Genomic DNA, 20408 nt, shown 5'->3' on the forward strand with positions numbered 1-20408 from the left:
TCGTCAGAACGGATAGTGGCGCGGTGCGGTCTGCACCGTGATCCAGCGCAGGTCCGTGAACGCCGCGATGCCGGCCTTGCCGCCGAAGTGGCCGAAGCCGCTGTCCTTCACGCCGCCGAACGGCATCTGCGCCTCGTCGTGCACGGTCGGACCGTTCACGTGGCAGATGCCCGATTCGATGCGGGCCGCGACGCGCATCGCACGCGCGACATCGCGGCTGAACACGGCCGACGACAGCCCGAACGCGTTGTCGTTCGCGCAGCGGATCGCGGCGTCCTCGCCATCGACGCGCACGATGCCTTTCACCGGCCCGAACGACTCCTCCGCATAGATGCGCATCGCCGGCGTCACATGGTCGAGCAGCGTGGCCGGGAACAGCGTGCTGTCGGCCTTGCCGCCGCACACGAGCGTCGCGCCGTGCGCGAGCGCATCGTCGATCAGCGCGTTGCAGCGCTCGACGGCCTTCATGTCGATCAGCGAACCGAGCACGACGGGCCCCTGGCGCGGATCGCCGAGCGGCAGCGACGCGGCCTTGTCGGCAAGCTTCGCGACGAACGCATCGGCAATCGACGCGTCGACGACGATGCGTTCGGTCGACATGCAGATCTGCCCGGAATTCGCGAACGCGCCGAACGCGGCCGCCGCGACCGCCGCGTCGAGATCGGCATCGTCGAGCACGACGAACGGCGCCTTGCCGCCGAGCTCCAGCACCGACGGCTTCAGGTGGCGCGCACAGGCTTCGGCGACGATCCGGCCGACGCGCGTCGAGCCCGTGAAATTCACTCGGCGCACGGCCGGATGCGCGATCAATGCATCGACGATCGTGCCCGCATCCTCGGGCGCGTTCGTCACGAAATTGACGACGCCCGGCGGCAACCCGGCCTCCTGCAGCGCCTCGACGATCAGCCCGTGCGTGACGGGACACAGCTCCGAGCCCTTCAGCACGACGGTGTTGCCGCACGCGAGCGGCAGCGCGAGCGCGCGCGTCGCGAGGATCACCGGCGCATTCCACGGCGCGATGCCGAGCACGACGCCGGCCGGCTGCCGCACGCCCATCGCGAGCGACCCGGGCACGTCGGACGGAATCAGCTCGCCACTGATCTGCGTGGTCAGCGACGCGGCCTCGACGAGCCCGCTCGCGGCAAGCTGCACGTTGAAGCCGGCCCACAGCGCGGACGCGCCCGTCTCCGCCGCCATCGCGGCGACGAACTGCTCGTGCTTCGCTTCGAGCGCGGTGGCCGCCTTCAGCAGCAGCGCGCGGCGGGCGCCGGGACCGAGCGCGGCCCAGCCGGGAAACGCGCGGGCGGCCGCGTCGGCCGCCGCGCGCGCATCGTCGACGGTACACGCGGGTGCTTCGGACGCGACTTCGCCATCAAGCGGGTTGCGGCGCGCGAAGGTCGCGCCGCTGGATGAGTGACGGCGTTCGCCGCCGATCAGCATCGATACGGTTTGCATGGAATCTCCGGCAGGACGCGCACTGCGCATCACGTCATTCAGACAATCTCGACTTCGACGACGACCGGCGCCGCCACACGCAGCGCGTCGGTTATCGTGTCACGCAGGCGCGTGGCATCGGACACGCGTACGCCCCGGCAGCCCATCCCTTGCGCGAGCGCGACGAAATCCAGGTTCGGCAGATCGGTGCCCTGCACGGGATCGTCCGGGCCGAAGCCGAACACCGGCGCGAAATCCTGCAGCGCCGCGTAGCGCCGGTTGTTCAGGATCACGAACGTGATCGGCAGCTTCAGCTGCGCGGCGCTCCACAACGCCTGGATCGAATACAGGCTCGACCCGTCGCCGATCAGCCCGATCACGCGCCGGCCCGGCTGCGCGAGCGCGACGCCGACGGCGGCCGGCATCCCGTAGCCGAGCCCGCCGCTGTCCATCGTGTAGAACGTGCCGCTGTGCGTGAACGGCAGGTGTTCCTGCATCACGGGCCGCGCGCTCGGTGCTTCCTCGACGACGATGTCGTGTGCGGCGCGCACGTCGGCGAGCGTCTGCAGCGCGAACGCGACCGACATGCGCTCGCCGGCGGCCGGCGGTTCGACGCGCGCACGCGGCGGCCGCGGCGCGGGCATCGGCCGCTCGGGCGGCGCCGGGCGCGCGAGCAGGTCGCGCGCGGCGAGCCGCAGGTTGCCGACGACCGCATCGCCCGACGGCGTCCACGCGGCGAGGCCCGGATCGTCGACGAGCTGCACGAGCGTCGCGCCCGGCGGCACGTGCGGGCCGAAGCCCTCGATGTGATAGGTGAACGCGGGCGCGCCGAACGCGAACACGAGATCGTGCCCGTCGAGCCGCGCGACGATCTTCTCGCGGATCGCGGGCAGGAAGCCGGCGAACAGCGGATGGTCCTCGGGGAAACTGCAGCGCCCCGACATCGGCGCGACGTACACACGCGCACGGTGCCGCTCGGCGAGCCGCACGACGTCGTCCCACGCACCGGCGCGATCGACGGCTGCCCCGACCACGAACGCGGGACGCCGCGCGGCGTCGAGCGCATCGCCGAGCCGCGCGAGCGCATCCGGATCGGGCCGCACGACACGGCTGACGTCGCGGCGCGGCAGCAGCTCGGCCGGCTGATCCCAGTCGTCGACCGGGATCGACACGAACACGGGGCCGCGCGGTTCCTGCATCGCGATGCGGTACGCACGTGCGATCGCGGCCGGCACGTCCTGCGCGCGTGCGGGCTCGATGCTCCACTTCACGTACGGCTTCGGCAGCTCGGCGGCCTGCGTCGCGCCGAGGAACGGGTCGAACGGCAGGATCGCGCGCGCCTGCTGGCCCGCGGTGACGATCAGCGGCGTGCGGTTCTTGAAGGCGGTGAAGAGATTGCCCATCGCGTTGCCCACACCCGCCGCCGAATGCAGGTTGACGACCGCCGCATTGCCGGTCGCCTGCGCGTGGCCGTCGGCCATCCCGACCACGACAGCTTCATGCAAGCCGAGCACGTAGCGGAAATCGTCCGGGAAGTCGCGGAACATCGGCAGCTCGGTCGAGCCGGGGTTGCCGAACACGCGGTCGATGCCGAACTGGCGAAACAGGTCGATCACCGCATCGCGAACGGTGATCGGTGCGGCGGAAGGGGGCGTATGGCCGGACATGCTCGGGCGTCTCCTCGATGGCTTGGCGGTTTCCACAGTATCGAAGCGCGAGCCATTCTCAGATACTGTATTTTTTGCGATAAGCCATACCGTTCCGACATGACTTTCGATCTCCGACAATTGCGCGCCTTCACGACGATCGTCGCGTGCGGCAGCCTCGGCCGCGCGGCCGACGCGCTGCACGTGACGCAGCCGGCGCTGAGCCGGATCCTGAAGCGACTCGAGGACCAGGTCGGCGCGCCCTTGTTCGAGCGCCACTCGAAGGGTGTGCAGCTCACCGCGTTCGGCGAGGCGCTGCTGCCGCATGCGACGCTGCTGCAGCACGAGGCCGAGCACGCACGCGAGGAGCTCGATGCGATGCGCGGGTTTGCGAAGGGCACGATCAAGGTCGGCACGGTGGGCAGCATCGCGAGCCTCGTGCTGCCGGTCGCGGTCGGCCGCGTGCTCGACCGCTGGCCGAACCTGCGCGTCGAGATCATCGAAGGCGTGTGGGACCGGCTCGCGGAAGGGCTGAACAAGCACGAGATCGATCTCGCGCTGTCCGCGCACGGGCCCGATACCGACGAGATCGTCGCGATTCCCGAGTGTCGCTGGGAGGATCGCAGCCACATCGTTGCGGCGCAGCACCATCCGCTGCGCGCGCTCGGCCGCGCGCCGACGCTCGCCGACACGCTGCACGCGCGCTGGGCGATTCCGCCGCGCGGCACCGCGCCGTTCGACCACATGCGCGCGACCTTCGACGCGCACGGGCTGGCGCTGCCCGACATCGCGGTCGAGACGCGCTCGGTTACTACATTGAAGAGCCTCGTCGCGCATGCCGGCTTCCTGAGCTGGATGGCCGAGCCGATGTACGGCGCCGAGCAGCGCGCCGGCACGATCGACACGCTGCCGGTGCGCGAGGTCGTCGCGGTGCGCACGCTCACCGCGTTCCGGCGCCGCCACGGCATCCTGCCGGGGCCAGCGGGCAAGCTGCTCGAGGAACTCGTCGCGTTGACGCGCGAAGGACGCTGACAGCGCTTTCCGCACCGGCCGCCCGTTCGCGGCCTCCCCACCCTGCTGCCCGCACGCCGCCGCAGCGCACCATCGAAATGCCGTTTCCCCGCCTTGACTTTCGCTCGCCCGAATACGATCATTCGCTCACACAAAGAGCAAATGATCGTATTCGGCAGGACTGTCAGGCACGAAAAGGAGACACCGGATGAGCGCATCGCCCTCCGCCCGCACGCCCGTGCTGCTGCACATCGGCGCGGGCTCGTTTCACCGCGCGCACCAGGCGTGGTATCTGCATCGCGTGAACGCGGCCGTCCCGGCCGAGGAGCGCTGGTCGCTGACCGTCGGCAACATCCGCGACGACATGCACGCGACGATGGACGCACTCGCCGCGCAGCACGGCGCCTACACGCTCGAAACCGTCACGCCGCAAGGCGAGCGCGCGTACGAGACGATCCGCGCGATCACGCGCGTGCTGCCGTGGTCGATCGACCTCGCCGCGCTGATCGACGCCGGCGCCGACCCGGCCTGCCGGATCGTGTCGTTTACCGTGACCGAAGGCGGCTACTACCTCGACGAACACAACCGGCTCGACCTCGCGAACGCCGATCTCGCGGCCGACCTGCAGGGCGCGCGCACGACGCTGTACGGCGCGCTCGCGGCGCTGCTCGCCGAACGCGTGAAGCGCGGCGCGGGCCCGCTCACGCTGCAGAGCTGCGACAACCTGCGCAACAACGGCGCGCGCTTTCGCGCGGGGATGCGCGAATTCCTCGAGCGGCGCGGCCAGGCCGACCTGCTCGCCTGGTTCGATACGAACGTCGCGACACCGAGCGCGATGGTCGACCGCATCACGCCGCGCCCGACCGCCGACGTGCGCGAGCGTGTGCTGGCGGCCACCGGCTTCGACGACGCATGCCCGGTGATGGGCGAATCGTTCATCCAGTGGGTGATCGAGGACCGCTTCGCGGCCGGCCGGCCGAAGTGGGAAGTGGCCGGCGCCGAACTCGTCGACGACGTGCACCCGTACGAGGAAGCGAAGATCCGCATCCTCAACGCGACGCACAGCTGCATCGCGTGGGCCGGCACGCTCGCGGGCCATACGTATATCCACGAAGGCACGCATGACGCGGCGATCCGCCGCTTCGCGCACGACTACGTGACGCAGGACGTGATCCCCTGCCTCACGCCGAGCCCGCTCGATCTCGCGCGCTACCGCGACGTCGTGCTCGAACGCTTCGGCAACCCGTACGTGCTCGACACGAACCAGCGCGTCGCGGCCGACGGCTTCTCGAAGATTCCCGGCTTCATCGCGCCGACGCTCGTCGAATCGTTCGCACGCGGCGCGGCGCCGGTCGCCACCGCCGTGCTGCCCGCGCTGTTCCTGCGCTTTCTCGAGCGCTGGGCGCGCGGCGCGCTGCCGTACGCGTACCAGGACGGCGTGATGGACGAAAGCGCCGCGCGCGCGATCGTCCAGGCCGACGACCCGGTCGTCGCGCTGTGCGCGAACCGGCAGCTGTGGGGCTCGCTCGCCGGCAACGCCGCACTGTTCGAGGCCTTGCGCGGCGGACTCTCGCGTGTCGACACATGGCTCGCGGCACGCTGACGTGCATCCGGGCGAACCTGCCTTGGCACGGGCGCGGCCGCGCGGCTAAAGTAGCGACTCCCCACTGACGGAACGGATCGCTCATGTATCTCGGCATCGACCTCGGCACCTCGGAAGTGAAGGTGCTGCTGCTCGCCCCGGACGGCACGGTCGTCGGCACCGCCGGCTCGCCGTTCACCGTGTCGCGGCCGCATCCGCGCTGGGCCGAACAGCATCCGGACGACTGGTGGCAAGGCACGCTCGCCGCGCTCGCGGCGTTGCGCGAACGGCACCGCGACGCGTTCGCGGCCGTGCGCGGCATCGGCCTGTCGGGCCAGATGCACGGCGCCGTGCTGCTCGGCCGCGACGATCGCGTGCTGCGCCCCGCGATCCTGTGGAACGACATGCGCAGCGCCGACGAATGCGCGCTGCTCACCGAACGCGCGCCCGATCTCCACGCACTGGCAGGCAACCTCGCGATGCCGGGCTTCACCGCGCCGAAACTGCTGTGGGTCGCGAAGCACGAACCCGACGTGTTCGCGGCAACCGCCTGCGTGCTGATGCCGAAGGACTACCTGAGGTTCCGGCTGACCGGCGCGAAGGTGTCCGATCCGTCGGACGCCGCCGGCACGCTGTGGCTCGACGTCGCGCGCCGCGACTGGTCCGATGCGCTGCTCGCCGCGTGCGGGATGACGCGTGAGCAGATGCCGCGCATCGTCGAAGGCAACGCGCCATCCGGCACGCTGCGCGCGGACATCGCACGCGAACTCGGGCTGTCGGAGGCCGTCGTGGTGGCCGGCGGCGGCGGCGACAACGCGACGAGCGCGCTCGGCATCGGCGCGATCCATGCAGGCGACGGCTTCGTGTCGCTCGGCACGTCCGGCGTGCTGAGCGTGGTCGGTGATCGCTTCATGCCGAACCCCGCGTCGGCCGTGCATGCGTTCTGCCATGCGATTCCCGATCGCTGGCAATTGATGAGCGTCGTGCTGTCGGCCGCGAGCTGCCTGCGCTGGGTCTGCAAGCTGACCGGCACCGACGAGCCCGCGCTGCTCGCGGAAATCGAAACGCTCGACGCCGACGCGCTCGCGACGGCCCCGCTGTTCCTGCCTTACCTGTCCGGCGAGCGCACGCCGCACAACGACCCGTACGCGCAAGGCGTGTTCTTCGGGATGACACATGCGACCGAACGCGCGCATCTCGGCTACGCGGTGCTCGAAGGCGTGACGCTCGGCCTCGCCGACGGTCTCGACGCGCTGCACGCGGCCGGCGTCGAAACCGACCAGCTGTCGCTGATCGGCGGCGGCGCGCGCAGCGCGTTCTGGGCGCAGTTGATCGCCGATGCGCTGAACGTGCGCACGCGCCAGCACGGCGGCGGCGAAACCGGCGCGGCGCTCGGCGCGGCGCGGCTCGGCTGGCTGGCCGTCGGCGGCGATCCGCATGCGGTGCTGACCAAGCCGCCGGTGCGCGCCGAATACGCGCCGGATGCGGCCCGCCATGCGCTGCTGCGCGAACGCCTCGATGCGTTCCGCGCGCTGTACCGTCACGTGCAGCCGCTGTACGAACCGTCGCGCGCACGGCTTGCATAAGCGCCGCACGTCACGCGTGGCGGCCATCGGCCGCGTGCGCGACATGCGGTACAGTGGATGCCGCCATGCGGCCCACCGACCGGCCCGCGGGGCGGCCCCCCGATCCGAACCGAATCGCTATCGTGTCCAAGTCCTCAGAAAAACTCGATCTCGCCACGCGTGCCGCGTGGCTCTATTACGTCGCGGGCGACACGCAGAACGAAATCGCGGAAAAGCTGCAGGTGTCGCGCCCGGTCGCGCAGCGTCTCGTCGCGTTTGCGGTCGAGAAGAACCTGATCCGCGTGCGCGTCGACCACCAGCTCGCCGACTGCCTCGATCTCGGCGCGCAGCTGTCGAAGCGCTACGGCCTCGCGATGTGCGAAGTCGTGCCCGTCGATGCCGATGCGCCCGACGCGATCGACCGCAAGCTCGCGGTCGCCGGCGCGCAGGTGATGGAACGCTACCTGAACGAAACGCGTCCGATGGTGATCGCGGTCAGCAGCGGCCGGACGCTGAAGGCCGCGGTCGCGCAGATCGCGCAGATCGACCGCCCGCAGCACCGGCTCGTGTCGATGGTCGGCGCGATCGCGGCCGACGGCTCGTCGAACCGCTACGACGTCGCGCAGTACATCTCCGAGAAAACCGGCAGCAAGCACTTCCTGCTGCCCGCGCCGCTGTTCGCCGACAGCGACGCCGAGCGCGCGCAGTGGTGCAATCACCGGCTGTACCGGATCGTCGAGGCGCTGTCGGGCAAGGCCGATGTCGCATTCGTCGGGATCGGCAACATCGGCCCGCACTGCCCGCTCTATGAAGACGGCTTCATCACCGAACAGGAGCGCGACGAGATGACCGCGCTCGGCGCGGTGGCCGAGCTGCTCGGCGTGCCGATCGACGCGCAGGGCACGCAGATCGCCGTGTCGACGAGCGCACGCGTGACGAGCGTCGCGCTCGCGACGCCGCCGAAGCTGCCGACGATCGCGTTCGCCGGCGGCCCGAAGAAACACGACGCGGTGATTGCCGCGCTGCGCGGCGGCTGGCTGTCGGGGCTCGTCACCGACGAAGCGTGCGCGCGCGCCGCGCTCGCCGCGAAAGCGGCCTGACGCCGAAGCCGCGCACGGCCCACCGCGCGCGGCTGTCGAGCGCTCAAGCCGCGTGCGGCGCCGGAAACGCATGCCGGCGCGCACGCCACGCGCCGACCCACGCAGCCGCCAAGAGCGCGACGAGCACCCACGGAATCGCGCCGGCGCCCGCTGCACCGAGCAGCATCCCGCCCGCGATGCCGCCGCCCGCGATCGCGAGGTTCCACACCGTCACGAGCATCGACTGCGCGACGTCGGCCGCCTCCCCCGCCGCATTCGCGGCGGCGGTCTGGAACAGCGTCGGCGCACCGCCGAACGCGAGCCCCCACAACGCGACGCCCGCATAGACGATCGCCATCCCGGAACCGGCACCGAGCATCGCCGCCGCGACCGCGAACAGCGCGATGCTGGCAAGCGTCAGGCGTCGCTGCGCGGCGCCGATCCACGCGCCCGTCAGCGCGATGCCGACCAGCGACGCGAGACCGAACACCAGCAGCACCGCATCGACCTGCGCGCCCATCCGCACGCCGGCGAGAAACGGCGCGACGTACGTGTACAGCATGTTGTGCGCCAGCACGTACGCGAACATCACGGTCAGCACCGGCCGCACGCCGGGCAGCGTCATCACGCCGAGCACCGGCTCGCGCGCGCCGGCCTGCTGCCCCGGATAGTCGGGCACGCGTAGGCGAATCCAGCCGATCAGCGCCAGCGCCGCGACCGTGATCCCGGCGAACGCGACACGCCAGCCGAACATCGCGCCGAGCGCGGTGCCGGCCGGAATGCCGATCGACATTGCTGCCGGTATGCCGAGCATCGCGACCGCGATCGCCCGGCCGCGCAGCGACGGCTCGACCAGCCGGCTCGCGTAGCCCGCCAGCAGCGCCCACAGCAGCCCGGCCGACATCCCGGCGACGAAGCGCGCGGCCAGCGTGAGCGCGTAGTACGGCGACGCGGCCGTCACCGCATTCGACACGACGAACCCGGCGAGCGCCGCGAGCAGCAGGCCGCGCCGGCGCATCGCACGTGTCGCGGCGACGAGCGGAATCGCCGCGACGATCGAGCCGAGCGCATAGACGGTCACCAGTTGGCCGATCAGCGCCTCGGTCACGTGCAGGTCGACGCTCATCAGCGGCAGCAGGCCGGCGGGCAGGGCTTCGGTGAGCACCGTGATGAAGCCGGCGGTGGCAAGCGCGAGCAGGTTCGCGACGGGCAGGCGCGCGCGGCCCGGTGCAGACGAGCCGGCTGCGGAATCGGCAGCCCGGCCGGCGGAGGACGCGGAAACGGATACGCATTCGCTCATGCCGCGCTCCGGTCGTCGACGCCATACACCGCATCGCGCACGTCGGTGACGATGCGCCCGTACATCCCTTCGTACAACGTATTGGTCAGCGCGACGACCGTCAGCCCGGCCGCACGGTCGACGAACCACGCATGCCCGTACGCGCCGCCCCAGCGCCAGGTGCCGACCGACTCCGGCGACTGCGCGGCCGCCGGATCGCGCAGCACCGAAAAGCCGAGCCCGAAACCGAATCCCGGCGCATCCGGCAAGTCGTGCGCGCCCGGCTGCACCCGCGCCATCTCGTCGATCCAGCGCGGTGCGAGCCAGCCGTCGAGGCCCGTGCGCAGCGTATCGAGCAGCGTCAGGCAATCGTGCGCGGTGCCGACCATGCCCGCGCCGCCCGACGGCCACGCGGCGGCATCGAACGCACGCGCCGGCTCGAAGCGGATGCCGACCGTGCCGTCGAACACCGGCACGAGATCGTCGTCGGCCATCCGGCGCGGCGCGCCCGGCGTGCTCACGTAAGGCGTCGCGACGTGCGCGGCGTCGGGCGCGACGAATCCGGTATCGGTCATCCCGAGCGGCGTCGTGACGAGCGCGGCCACCGCCTGCGCGAGCGGGCGGCCGTCGACCGCTTCGATCAGCGCCCCCGCCACGTCGGTCGCGAGCGAGTAGCCCCACGACGTGCCGGGTGCGAACTGCAGCGGCACGCCGGCGATGCGCCGCACGTTCTCGGCGAGCGACAGGCTCGCGCGATCCATCCCGTCGGATACGCCTGCACGCGCATACGGGCCGTCGCCGTCCGCTTCGAGGAAGCGATAGCCGAGGCCGGCCGTATGCGACAGCAGATGCCGCAACGTGATGTTCACCGGCGCGCCGCGTGCGAGCGTCGGCGTGAACGCCGGCAACCAGCGCGCGACCGGCTCGTCGAGCCCGATGCGGCCTGCCGCAACCAGCCGCATCGCGGCGGCCGTCACGATCGGCTTCGACACCGACGCGAGCCGGAACACCGTGTCCTCGCGCATCGGCGTGCCGGCTTCCCGATCGGCCAGCCCGGCCGCGCGTGCATAACGCAATTCGCCGTCGCGGGCGACCAGCACGACCGCGCCGACCACGCGCGCGTCGGCCAGCGCGCGATCGAGCACGGCGTCGAGCCGCGCGCGCAGCGCGGCGTCCGGTTCTCCGCGGTGGGTGGTGACAGGCAGGGATGACATGGCGTGACCTCGAACGATGAAGGAACGCCCATCGTAGGGAGCCGACGCGTGAAGAAAAACCGGGGTAGAGTTCCGGACACTCCGGACATCGATGTCCGCAATCGGGAACCTGCATGGAAAATCTGGGCGGTTTCGTCGTATTCGTTCAGGTCGCGGAAACGCGCAGCTTCGTCGCGGCCGGCCGCGCGCTCGGGCTGTCGGCGTCGGCGATCGGCAAGCGCATCGCGCGCCTGGAAGCACGCCTGAACGTGCGGCTGTTTCACCGCAGCACGCGCAGCATCACGCTGACGGCCGAAGGCGCGCGCTTTCTCGAACGGTGCCGGCGCGTGATCGCGGAGATCGATGCGGCCGAGCAGGAACTGACGCACAGCGCCGAAGCGCCGCGCGGGCGGATGCGCGTAAGCCTGCCGACGATCGGCACGCTACTGCTGCCGATGCTCGCCGATTTCATGGCCGCGTATCCGGAGATCGAGCTCGACATCGATTTCAGCGACCGGCTCGTCGACGTGATCGACGAAGGGTTCGACGCGGTGCTGCGCACCGGCCAGCCGTCGGATTCGCGGCTGTCGTCGCGGCTGCTCGGCCATTTCCGCCAGCACCTCGTCGCGTCGCCCGGCTATCTCGAGCGGCATGGCACGCCGCGCACGCCGGCCGATCTCGTGCGGCACCGCTGCCTGCACTACCGCTTCCCCAGCAGCGGCCGGCTCGAGACCTGGCCGTTGCGCGCGCCGCGCGCCGGCACGCCGCCGGAGGTGCCGGTATCGATGGTCAGCAACAACGCGGAAACACGGCTGTGCTTCGCGCTGCGCGGGCTCGGCATCGCCTGCCTGCCCGAGTTTTTCGTACACGACGCGCTGGCCGACGGCACGCTGCGCCCGGTGCTCGACGAACACGTCGAGAGCCGCACGCCGTTCTACGTACTGTGGCCGTCAGGCCGCCATCCGACGCCGAAGCTGCGCGCGTTCGTCGACTACGTGGCCGAGCACCTGCGCCTCTGAGCACCGCAGGCGCACGTGCCGGCGCGTCACGCCGCCTTCGCGTGCACGCTCAGCCGCCGGAACGCCTGCCCGTTTTCGTCGAACAGATGGCAGTGCTCGGCCTGCGCATGCACGCGCAGCGCGTCGCCGGTGCGGTACGTGTCGAGCGGCGGAATCCGCGCGATCAGCCCGTCCGGCGCGACAGCTGACTCCGCATACAGATACGCGGCGTCACCGAGCGACTCGACGGCCATCGTCCGCGCGGCGACGCCCGCCGCCGCCGCCGCATCGACCAGCAGGTGCTCGGGCCGCACGCCGACCGTCACCGCGGCGCCGCGCTGCAAGCCCGCTGCTTCGACCGCGACGCGCTGCGTCTCGCCGCTGTCGAAACGCACGAGCACGCCGCCCGCGTCGACCGATTCGACGGTGCCCTTCAGGAAGTTCATCTTCGGCGAGCCGATGAAGCCCGCGACGAACTGGTTCGCCGGCGCGTGGTACAGCTCGTTCGGTGTGCCGACCTGCTGCACCGCGCCGCCCGACAGCACGACGATCTTGTCGGCGAGCGTCATCGCCTCGACCTGGTCGTGCGTCACGTAGATCATCGTCGTCTTCAGCTCGTCGTGCAGCCGCGCGAACTCCAGCCGCATCTTCACGCGCAGCGCCGCGTCGAGGTTCGACAGCGGCTCGTCGAACAGGAACACCTTCGGCTTGCGCGTGATCGCGCGGCCGATCGCGACGCGCTGCCGCTGGCCGCCCGACAGCTGCTTCGGCTTGCGGTCGAGCAGATGGTCGATGTGCAGGATCTTCGCGGCCTGCTTCACCGCCTGGTCGATCTCCGGCTTCTTCGCGCCCGCGAGCTTCAGGCCGAACGCCATGTTGTCGTACAGCGTCATGTGCGGGTACAGCGCATACGACTGGAACACCATCGCGATGCCGCGCTTCGCGCTCGGCACGTCGTTGACCTTCGCGCCGTCGATCAGCAGGTCGCCGCTCGAAATATCCTCGAGGCCGGCGATCATCCGCATCAGCGTGGATTTGCCGCAGCCGCTCGGGCCGACGAACACGACGAATTCGCCGTCGGCGATGTCGAGGTTCACGTTGCGCAGCACTTCGGTGTCGTCGTAGCGCTTCGCGATGTTGCGCAGGAGCACGCTTGCCATGATCTGTCTCCGTTCGTTCGTGATGCGCCGCGTCGAACGCGGCGCGCAATCATTCGTGGTGGCTAGTTCGGCAGCACCGCACCGGTCGCCTGCCAGCGCGCGACGTACCCGGGCAGCTCGTGCATGTCGTCGAAGACGTGACGCGCGCCGATCCCGCGCAACGCGTCGATCTGCGCGGCCGACGCATGCCCGCCGCCGACGAAGCCGAGCACGGTCATGCCGGCCGCGGCGGCCGCGGTGATGCCGGTCACGCTGTCCTCGACCACGAGGCACCGGGCCGGCGCGACGCCGAGCGTGCGCGCCGCCGCGAGATACACGTCGGGCGCCGGCTTCGGCCGCGCGACGGCGTCCGCGCAGAACAGCCGGCCGCCGAAGAAGCGCGCGAGGCCCGTGCGGGTCAGCGCCGCCTCGACGTACGCGCGGTAGCTGTTGCTCGCGCAGGCCGTCGTCAGTTCGATCGCGGCCAGCGCCGTATCGATGCCGTCGACCATCGGCGCGTTGACGGCCGCCGCCTCGACCGCGGCGCGGATCTCGACGACGTCGTCGTTCGACAGCGTGCGGCCGAGCGCGTCGCATGCGCCGGCCAGCACGCGCTCGATGCGCAGCCCGAGCAGCGGCATCACGGCCGGCCGCGCATCCGCGCCCGGCCAGCGGGCATCGAGTTCGCGCACGAGCACGTCGGCCGCCACCGCCTCGCTGTCGATCAGCACGCCGTCGCAATCGCAGATCAGGACGTTCGTCGCGGTCATTTGACGGCTCCGAACGTGAGCCCGCGCACGAGCTGCTTCTGCGACAGCCAGCCGACGATCAGGATCGGCGCGACCGCGAGCAGCGACGCCGCGGACAGCTTCGCCCAGAACAGCCCCTCGGGGCTCGAGTACGACGCGATGAACACGGTCAGCGGCGCCGCATTCGAGCTCGACAGGTTGATGCTCCAGAACGCCTCGTTCCACGACAGGATCACGAGCAGCAGCGCGGTGGACGCGAGCCCCGGCAGCGCCATCGGCATCAGCAGGTACACGATCTCCTGCCACGTCGACGCGCCGTCGATCCGCCCGGCTTCGAGGATGTCCTTCGGGATCTCGTTGAAGTACGTGAAGGTCATCCACACCGCGATCGGCAGGTTGATCAGCGTGTAGACGATCACGAGGCCCGACACGGTATCGAGCAGCCCAGCGTTCTTCCACAGCAGATAGATCGGCACCAGCACGCCGACCGACGGCATCATCTTGGTCGACAGCATCCACAGCAGCACCTTCTGCGTGCGGTGGTTCGGGAAGAACGCCATCGCGTACGCGGCCGGCACCGCGAACAGCAGCGAGATCACCGTGACGCCCGCCGAGATCAGCACCGAATTCCACGCGAACGCGAAGTAGTTGCTGCGCGCGAACACCTCGCGGAAGCTGTCGAGCGTCGGGATGAAGAACAGCGTCGACGCATACGCCTGCTGCTCGGTCTTGAACGCGGTGATCGCCATCCAGAAGATCGGGAAGAACAGCAGCAGCGCGATCAGCCACGCGAGCGTGCCGGGCAGCGCGCGCCGCACGAGGTCGAACACGGCCGGCACGCGCCGGCCCTCGAAGGTCAGGTCGCTCATTTGTCGTACTCTCCCTTCAGGTTGCGCGCGAGCATCCGCACGAGGAAGAACGACACGACGTTCGCGACCACCACGGCGATGATGCCGCCCGCGGACGCGAGGCCGACGTCGAACTGCTGCAGGCCGAGCGCGTAGATCAGGTACGACAGGTTGGTCGTCGCGTCGCCGGGGCCGCCGCCGGTCGTCGTGTAGATCTCCGCGAAGATCGACAGCAGGAAGATCGTCTCCATCATCACGACCACGGCGATCGCCCGCTTCAGGTGCGGCAGCGTGATGTAGAAGAACATCGCGATCGGGCCCGCGCCGTCGATCCGTGCCGCCTCCTTCTGCTCCTGGTCGAGCGACTGGATCGCGGTGAACAGGATCAGGAACGCGAATGGCAGCCACTGCCACGCGACGATGATGATCACCGCGGTGAGCGGGTAATCGGCGAACCAGTCGACCGGCGTCATCCCGAGCGCGCGCATCGCGTTCGCGACGAGCCCGTACACGGGGTGCAGGATCATGTTCTTCCAGATCAGCGCGGACACCGTCGGCATCACGAAGAACGGCGCGATCGCGAGCAGGCGTGCGACGCCCTGCCCGTAGAACTTGCGGTCGAACAGCACGGCCATCAGCACGCCGCCGATCACCGTGATCGCGAGCACCGCGCCGATCAGCACGAGCGTGTGCCAGATCGCGGGCAGGAACGACGGATCGGTCGCGAGGAAGCGGTAGTTGTCGATGCCCGCGAAACCCTTCACGTCCGGGTTCAGCAGGTTGTAGCGCGAGAACGAATACCAGATCGTCATCGCGAGCGGAATCGACATCCACAGCAGCAGCACCGCGACGGACGGCGAGACGAGCCAGCTCGCGCCGCCGCGCGCGCGGCGCGGCGCGCCGGGCGGTGACGACGCGTCGCCGACCGACGGCGCGTGAGCGTGGCTCAGGGGAAGACGCAGGTGACGCATGATCGGAGTCCCTCCGGTTGATGCGCGGGCGCGAAGGCCTGCCCGCCTGTCAGCTTCGACGACACGCACCGTGCGCCACCGCGCACGGTGCGGGCCGCGTTACTTCTTGTAGCCGGCCTGCCGCACCGCGCGGTCGGCGGCGGCCTGCCCGGCGGCAAGCGCCTGGTCGACCGACATCTGGCCCGCGACCGCACCCGCGATCGACTGGCCGACCACCGTGCCAAACGACTGGAATTCAGGAATCCCGACGTACTGCACGCCCGTGTACGGCACCTTCTTCAGCGACGGATCGTTCGGGTCGGCCGTCTCGATCGCCTTCAGCACGAAGTCCGAGAACGGCGCGGCAGCCTTGTACTCGGGGCGCTGATACGTCGACGTGCGCGTGCCCGGCGGCACCGACGCCCAGCCCTCGTCCTTGCCGACCATCTCGATGTACTGCTTCGACGTCGCCCACGCGATGAACTTGCGTGCGGCGTCCTGCTGCTTCGACGTCTTCGGCACGGCCAGCGCCCACGCCCACAGCCAGTGCGAGCCCTTCGGCGTGGCGGCGACCGGCGCGGCCGCGAAGCCGATCCTGTCGGCCACCTGCGACTGCTGTTTGTTATAGAGCATCCCGGCCGCGACCGTCGCGTCGATCCACATCGCGCACTTGCCCGACGCAGTGAGGGTCAGGTTCTCGTTGAAGCCGTTCGAGCTCGCTCCCGGCGGGCCGTTCTTCTTCAGCAGGTTCACGTAGAAATTGATCGCCTTCTTCCACTCCGGCGACGTGAGTTGCGCATTCCAGTTCTCGTCGAACCAGCGCCCGCCGAACGTGTTCACGACCGTCGACACGTACGCCATGTTCTCGCCCCACCCGGCCTTGCCGCGCAGGCAGATCCCGTAGGTGCCCTTCGCCTTGTCGGTGAGCTTGTCCGCGAATTCCGCGATCTGGTCGTAGGTCGGCTGGTCGGGCATCTTCAGCCCCTTCGCCGCGAACAGGTCCTTGCGGTAGAACGTCATCGAGCTTTCGACATAGAACGGCAGCGCGTACAGCTGGCCGTTGTACGACAGGCTGTCGCGCGCGGTCTTCACGATGTCGTTCAGGTCGTAGTCGGCAGGCAGGCCCGTCATCGGCGCGAGCCAGCCGCGCTTGCCCCACTGCGGCGTCTCGTAGGTGCCGATCGCCATCACGTCGAACTGGCCGCTGCCGGTCGTGATATCGGTCGTCGCGCGCTGGCGCAGCACGTTCTCCTCGAGGATCACCCAGTTCAGCTTGATGTCCGGGTTCGCCTTCTCGAAGGCCGGCGACAGCTTCTTCAGCTCGATCATGTCGGGATTGTTCAGCGTCGCGATCGTCAGCGTGCCGGCGGACGCGGCGCAGGCCGCCGTCGCGAGCGCGGCTCCGGCGAAGCAGCGTGCGGCGGCGTCGAGCATCTTTCGTTGCATGGCATGTCTCCTGTGTTTGTTCGAAGTGTCGTCGGTACTGCGTTTCCTTCGCGGCCCGTCACGCCGGCCGCTGCATTCCGCACGCGCGCGCATAGTGCGCGATCACGTCGCGTATCCGGTGCCGCACCCACGCGCGCGGCGCTTTCGCGAGGCCGCCCGCGCGGCAGGCCGCGTACACGTCCGGCAACCACTGCGCGACGAGCGTTTCCGGCACCGGCTGCCGCGCGAGGTTGTCGAACAGTTGCTCGACCGCGGCCGCGACGGCCGGCTGCAGCCAGTAGTAGCGGATCCGGTCGCTGTAGCTGAACTGGCGCGCGAGCCGCTGCTCGGTTTCGTCGCCGCGGTAATACGGTGCCCAGTGCTCGGGCTGCGCGCGCATCGCGGCATCGACGACGTCGCGCAACCGCGAGCGCTGCGCGACGTCGTCGATCAACGCGTCCTCGATGAAGGTCAGCGCGAACAGCGCCTCGCGCAGCGCGAACGTCAGCGCGGGGCCGACCTTCAGCACCGCGAAGTGGTCGCGCACGAGCGCGGCGAGCGCACCCTCGGTCTGGTAGTCGGTCGAATGCGCTTCGAACACGAGGCCCGGTGTCTGCAGGATACTCGCGCCGAGCGACGCGGCCTTGGCGCTGTCGTAGTCGAGCACGTGGCGATCGTCGAAGTCGACCCCCGGCTGCGCGACGATCGCGACGACACGCGTCCACGCATCGTCGAGCCCGGCCGCCGCGAACGCGTGGCGGTGCGCATCGAGCGTCGCCGCGATGCTGTCGCTGCGCGTGACGGCGATCTGCGCGATCGCTGCTTCGCCGTCGTCGCCGTGGCCGCTGACTTCGCCGCCCGGCGTCGGCACCTCGGTGCCGATCACGTAGACGGGCGCGAGGCCGGCGCGCGCTGCCGCGTCTTCCGCCGCGCGGCACAGCTCGGCCGCGCGCGCGGCGATCGTGCGATCGTCGAGCCGCGCCGGATCGTCCGCGCACGCCATGCTCGCATCGAGGTGGATCTTTTCGAAGCCGGCTTCGACGTATGCGGCGACCATCGCACTCGCTTCGCGCATCGCATCGGCCGCGCGGCGATGCCGCCACGGGTTCGGGCCGAGATGGTCGCCGCCGAGCACGAGCGCCGACGGCGGCAGCCCGCAGCGCTGCGCGATCGCGTCCACGTCGCGGCGGAAATCGGCAGGCGTCATGCCCGTATAGCCGCCGAGATGGTTCACCTGGTTGCAGGTCGCCTCGATCAGCAACGGCGAGCCGTCCGCGCGCGCCGCTTCGCACGCGGCCTCCAGCACGAGCCGGTGCGCGCTGCAGATCGCATAGATGCCGCGCTGCGCGTTAGCGCGGTTTGCGTCGAAGATCATCCGCAGCACGGCGTCCGCGTGCGCGGTGCGCGAACGTTCGGCGAAGGTCGTCAGGCCGGACATGCGATACCTCGTTCGGTCAGGAAACGGTCGATTTCGGCCGCGCTGCTGTTGCCCTCCATCGGGCCGCGCCGCGTGACCGCGATCGCCCCGGCCGCGTTCGCGCGGCGCAGCGCGACCTCGATCGGCACGCCGGCGACGAGGCTCGCGACCAGCGTGCCGCCGAAGCAGTCGCCGGCGCCGGTCGGATCGACTTCGTCGACCTGGAACGCCGGCGCTTCCGCACGGTTCGCTCGATCGAATGCGACGCTGCCTTGCGCACCGCGTTTCAGCACGACCCGCTCGAGCAGCGGATGCGTCGCGAGCAGGCCCGCGATCGCCCGCTCGGCCGGCTGCGGCCCGCAGAAGAACGGCAGGTCGGCTTCGCTCGGCAGGAACAGGTGGCACGCGGCGAGCATCGCGTCGAGCGCCGCGCGCATCGGGCGAAAACTCAGCATTTCCGGCCGCACGTTCGGATCGAACGACACCTTGGCGCCGGCGCGCGCGGCCTCGATCACGCCGCGCTGCACGGCCGCGATCGCCGATTCGCTCGTCAGCGACGAGCCCATCACATGGAAATAGCGGCAGCCGTCGAACATCGCGGTATCGACATCGGAATCGTCGACACACGCGGCCGCACTGGTGGACAGCGTGAACACGAAGCTGCGCGAGCCGTCGTCGCGATACGCGACGAACGCGGTGCCGGTCGGGCGTGCGACGCGGCGGATGCGCGCGACGTCGACGCCGTCACGTTCGAGCCGCGCGACGATCGCGTCGCCGAATGCATCGCGACCGACGCAGCCCGCATACGCAACACGTACGCCAAGCCGCGCGGCCTGGTCGGCGAAGATCGCCGGCGCACCGCTCGGGAACGGCCCCTCGAACAGGCCCGGCGTATCGAAACCCTGGCCGCGCTCGGCGGCGACGAATTCGGCGAGCAGTTCGCCTGCCACGACGATCTCGGCCATCAGGCGAGCCCTCCTCGTTCGACGGCGGCCGCGACGTGCGCGACAACGGCCTCGTCTCGGGCCGGCCGGCGGGTGGCGCGTGCGAGCGGCGCCATATCAGCTCATCCAGTTGCCGCCGTCGACGTTCAGCGTCTGGGCGGTGATGTAATCGGCGTCGGACGACGCGAGGAACAGCGCGGCACCCGTCAGGTCGCCCGGCACGCCCATGCGGCCGAGCGGCACGGCTTCGCCCACCAGCCGCTTCTTCTCGCCGAGCGGCCGGTTCTCGTAGCGCGCGAACAGCGCATCGACCTGCTCCCACATCGGCGTGTCGACGACACCCGGCGCGATACCGTTCACGTTGATCCGGTGCGGCGCGAGCGCGAGCGCGGCCGACTGCGTGTAGCTGATCACCGCGGCCTTGGTCGCGCAGTAGTGCGAAACGAGCGCCTCGCCACGACGCCCGGCCTGCGACGACATGTTGACGATCTTGCCGCCACGGCCCTGCTCGACCATCCGCTGCGCGACGGCCTGCATCAGGAAGAACAGCCCTTTCACGTTGACCGAGAACAGCCGGTCGAACACGTCCCACGATTCGTCGAGGATCGGCCGCATGTCGAACAGCGCCGCGTTGTTGAACAGGATGTCGACGCCGCCGAAGCGCTCGACCGCCGTGGTGACGATCCGCTCGATGTCGTCGCGGCGCGTGACGTCCGCGGTGACGGCCACCGCGCGGCCGGGGTTCGCCTCGATGAGCCGCGCGAGCGAGCCGCCTGCCGGCTTCAGGTCGACGAGCACGCAGCGTGCGCCCTCGTCCAGATAGCGTTGCGCGACCGCCTCGCCGATGCCGCTTGCGGCGCCCGTCAGGATTGCGACCTTGTCTTCCAGTCTCACTGGCTGTCTCCGGTTCGTTCTGCTTGTCGACGGCCGCGAGGTGAGCGAACGCTCGCCAACCGATCAATTGCTCTGTTAGTGATCGAATGATCGGACACGCGATTCGCGCTGTCAAGGCGACGTGACGGCTTTCTATGACGCGCTGCGGCACAACGGCGCAGCGTGGCGGCCCGCCGCGCACACCCGGCAAGGCGTAGCGCACACGGTGCGGCGCGGTCGTAGCGGCGATGAAGGGGACGGAGCGAGGACGGAAAC

Annotated in this window: 17 protein-coding genes; 5 read left to right on the forward strand and 12 right to left on the reverse strand. The window is 70.2% G+C overall.

The window, feature by feature from the left end:
- Positions 1-3 precede the first annotated feature (3 nt).
- Complete coding sequence (locus QZM35_RS19735; RefSeq protein ID WP_089426196.1) at positions 4-1455, reverse strand: aldehyde dehydrogenase; 1452 nt, start codon at positions 1453-1455, stop codon at positions 4-6.
- Positions 1456-1493: 38 nt separating this feature from the next.
- On the reverse strand, positions 1494-3101 hold the full coding sequence (gene mdlC / locus QZM35_RS19740; protein ID WP_301776653.1) for a benzoylformate decarboxylase: 1608 nt from the start codon (positions 3099-3101) through the stop codon (positions 1494-1496).
- A 99-nt stretch (positions 3102-3200) separates the two neighbouring features.
- Here mdlC and QZM35_RS19745 point away from each other — a divergent pair, with 99 nt between their 5' ends.
- From QZM35_RS19745 to QZM35_RS19760, 4 genes are all read left to right on the forward strand, one after another.
- Positions 3201-4112, forward strand: a complete 912-nt coding sequence (locus tag QZM35_RS19745; RefSeq protein ID WP_301776654.1) for a LysR family transcriptional regulator — start codon at positions 3201-3203, stop codon at positions 4110-4112.
- Between the two features lie 187 nt (positions 4113-4299).
- Entirely contained in the window at positions 4300-5694 is a 1395-nt protein-coding gene (dalD, locus tag QZM35_RS19750) for a D-arabinitol 4-dehydrogenase (RefSeq protein ID WP_089426199.1), read from the forward strand.
- 83 nt (positions 5695-5777) lie between these two features.
- The gene (xylB, locus tag QZM35_RS19755; RefSeq protein WP_226273118.1) at positions 5778-7259 is read left to right on the forward strand and encodes a xylulokinase; all 1482 of its coding nucleotides are present in this window, start codon (positions 5778-5780) and stop codon (positions 7257-7259) included.
- 65 nt (positions 7260-7324) lie between these two features.
- Complete coding sequence (locus QZM35_RS19760) at positions 7325-8338, forward strand: sugar-binding transcriptional regulator (RefSeq protein ID WP_089426201.1); 1014 nt, start codon at positions 7325-7327, stop codon at positions 8336-8338.
- A 43-nt stretch (positions 8339-8381) separates the two neighbouring features.
- Here the strand turns inward: QZM35_RS19760 and QZM35_RS19765 are convergent, their stop codons facing one another.
- Entirely contained in the window at positions 8382-9617 is a 1236-nt protein-coding gene (locus tag QZM35_RS19765; RefSeq protein WP_301776655.1) for an MFS transporter, read from the reverse strand.
- Positions 9614-10810, reverse strand: a complete 1197-nt coding sequence (locus QZM35_RS19770) for a serine hydrolase (protein WP_301776656.1) — start codon at positions 10808-10810, stop codon at positions 9614-9616. The genes QZM35_RS19765 and QZM35_RS19770 overlap by 4 nt, the downstream gene beginning before the upstream one ends.
- 113 nt (positions 10811-10923) lie before the next feature.
- Between QZM35_RS19770 and QZM35_RS19775 the strand changes: the two genes are divergently transcribed.
- Positions 10924-11808, forward strand: coding sequence for a LysR family transcriptional regulator (locus QZM35_RS19775; RefSeq protein WP_301776657.1), 885 nt, complete (start codon positions 10924-10926; stop codon positions 11806-11808).
- A gap of 26 nt (positions 11809-11834) precedes the next feature.
- Here QZM35_RS19775 and QZM35_RS19780 read toward each other — a convergent pair whose 3' ends face one another.
- From QZM35_RS19780 to QZM35_RS19815, 8 genes are all read right to left on the reverse strand, one after another.
- Positions 11835-12947, reverse strand: a complete 1113-nt coding sequence (locus QZM35_RS19780) for an ABC transporter ATP-binding protein (protein WP_301776658.1) — start codon at positions 12945-12947, stop codon at positions 11835-11837.
- A 62-nt stretch (positions 12948-13009) separates the two neighbouring features.
- The gene (locus QZM35_RS19785; protein WP_301776659.1) at positions 13010-13696 is read right to left on the reverse strand and encodes an HAD family phosphatase; all 687 of its coding nucleotides are present in this window, start codon (positions 13694-13696) and stop codon (positions 13010-13012) included.
- A complete protein-coding gene (locus QZM35_RS19790; protein WP_011353034.1) occupies positions 13693-14544 on the reverse strand; it encodes a carbohydrate ABC transporter permease in 852 nt (283 codons plus the stop codon). The genes QZM35_RS19785 and QZM35_RS19790 overlap by 4 nt, the downstream gene beginning before the upstream one ends.
- Positions 14541-15494 (reverse strand): carbohydrate ABC transporter permease, encoded by a 954-nt coding sequence (locus tag QZM35_RS19795; protein WP_301776660.1) that lies wholly within the window; start codon positions 15492-15494, stop codon positions 14541-14543. The genes QZM35_RS19790 and QZM35_RS19795 overlap by 4 nt, the downstream gene beginning before the upstream one ends.
- Before the next feature lie 99 nt (positions 15495-15593).
- Positions 15594-16919, reverse strand: a complete 1326-nt coding sequence (locus QZM35_RS19800) for a sugar ABC transporter substrate-binding protein (protein WP_089426208.1) — start codon at positions 16917-16919, stop codon at positions 15594-15596.
- A 58-nt stretch (positions 16920-16977) separates the two neighbouring features.
- The gene (locus tag QZM35_RS19805) at positions 16978-18336 is read right to left on the reverse strand and encodes a D-tagatose-bisphosphate aldolase, class II, non-catalytic subunit (RefSeq protein WP_301776661.1); all 1359 of its coding nucleotides are present in this window, start codon (positions 18334-18336) and stop codon (positions 16978-16980) included.
- Positions 18324-19280, reverse strand: coding sequence for a sugar kinase (locus QZM35_RS19810; RefSeq protein ID WP_301776662.1), 957 nt, complete (start codon positions 19278-19280; stop codon positions 18324-18326). The genes QZM35_RS19805 and QZM35_RS19810 overlap by 13 nt, the downstream gene beginning before the upstream one ends.
- 96 nt (positions 19281-19376) lie before the next feature.
- Positions 19377-20153 (reverse strand): L-iditol 2-dehydrogenase, encoded by a 777-nt coding sequence (locus QZM35_RS19815; RefSeq protein WP_089426211.1) that lies wholly within the window; start codon positions 20151-20153, stop codon positions 19377-19379.
- Positions 20154-20408: the final 255 nt, after the last annotated feature.

This window comes from Burkholderia sp. AU45274, assembly GCF_030482505.1.
Taxonomy (GTDB): domain Bacteria; phylum Pseudomonadota; class Gammaproteobacteria; order Burkholderiales; family Burkholderiaceae; genus Burkholderia.

What these genes read in the sequence shown, in the direction of transcription:
- QZM35_RS19735 (WP_089426196.1), bottom strand. Translation starts at nt 1,455, where the DNA reads ATGCAAACCGTATCGATGCTGATCGGCGGCGAACGCCGTCACTCATCC.
- mdlC (WP_301776653.1), bottom strand. Translation starts at nt 3,101, where the DNA reads ATGTCCGGCCATACGCCCCCTTCCGCCGCACCGATCACCGTTCGCGAT.
- QZM35_RS19745 (WP_301776654.1), top strand. Translation starts at nt 3,201, where the DNA reads ATGACTTTCGATCTCCGACAATTGCGCGCCTTCACGACGATCGTCGCG.
- dalD (WP_089426199.1), top strand. Translation starts at nt 4,300, where the DNA reads ATGAGCGCATCGCCCTCCGCCCGCACGCCCGTGCTGCTGCACATCGGC.
- xylB (WP_226273118.1), top strand. Translation starts at nt 5,778, where the DNA reads ATGTATCTCGGCATCGACCTCGGCACCTCGGAAGTGAAGGTGCTGCTG.
- QZM35_RS19760 (WP_089426201.1), top strand. Translation starts at nt 7,325, where the DNA reads ATGCGGCCCACCGACCGGCCCGCGGGGCGGCCCCCCGATCCGAACCGA.
- QZM35_RS19765 (WP_301776655.1), bottom strand. Translation starts at nt 9,617, where the DNA reads ATGAGCGAATGCGTATCCGTTTCCGCGTCCTCCGCCGGCCGGGCTGCC.
- QZM35_RS19770 (WP_301776656.1), bottom strand. Translation starts at nt 10,810, where the DNA reads ATGTCATCCCTGCCTGTCACCACCCACCGCGGAGAACCGGACGCCGCG.
- QZM35_RS19775 (WP_301776657.1), top strand. Translation starts at nt 10,924, where the DNA reads ATGGAAAATCTGGGCGGTTTCGTCGTATTCGTTCAGGTCGCGGAAACG.
- QZM35_RS19780 (WP_301776658.1), bottom strand. Translation starts at nt 12,947, where the DNA reads ATGGCAAGCGTGCTCCTGCGCAACATCGCGAAGCGCTACGACGACACC.
- QZM35_RS19785 (WP_301776659.1), bottom strand. Translation starts at nt 13,696, where the DNA reads ATGACCGCGACGAACGTCCTGATCTGCGATTGCGACGGCGTGCTGATC.
- QZM35_RS19790 (WP_011353034.1), bottom strand. Translation starts at nt 14,544, where the DNA reads ATGAGCGACCTGACCTTCGAGGGCCGGCGCGTGCCGGCCGTGTTCGAC.
- QZM35_RS19795 (WP_301776660.1), bottom strand. Translation starts at nt 15,494, where the DNA reads ATGCGTCACCTGCGTCTTCCCCTGAGCCACGCTCACGCGCCGTCGGTC.
- QZM35_RS19800 (WP_089426208.1), bottom strand. Translation starts at nt 16,919, where the DNA reads ATGCAACGAAAGATGCTCGACGCCGCCGCACGCTGCTTCGCCGGAGCC.
- QZM35_RS19805 (WP_301776661.1), bottom strand. Translation starts at nt 18,336, where the DNA reads ATGTCCGGCCTGACGACCTTCGCCGAACGTTCGCGCACCGCGCACGCG.
- QZM35_RS19810 (WP_301776662.1), bottom strand. Translation starts at nt 19,280, where the DNA reads ATGGCCGAGATCGTCGTGGCAGGCGAACTGCTCGCCGAATTCGTCGCC.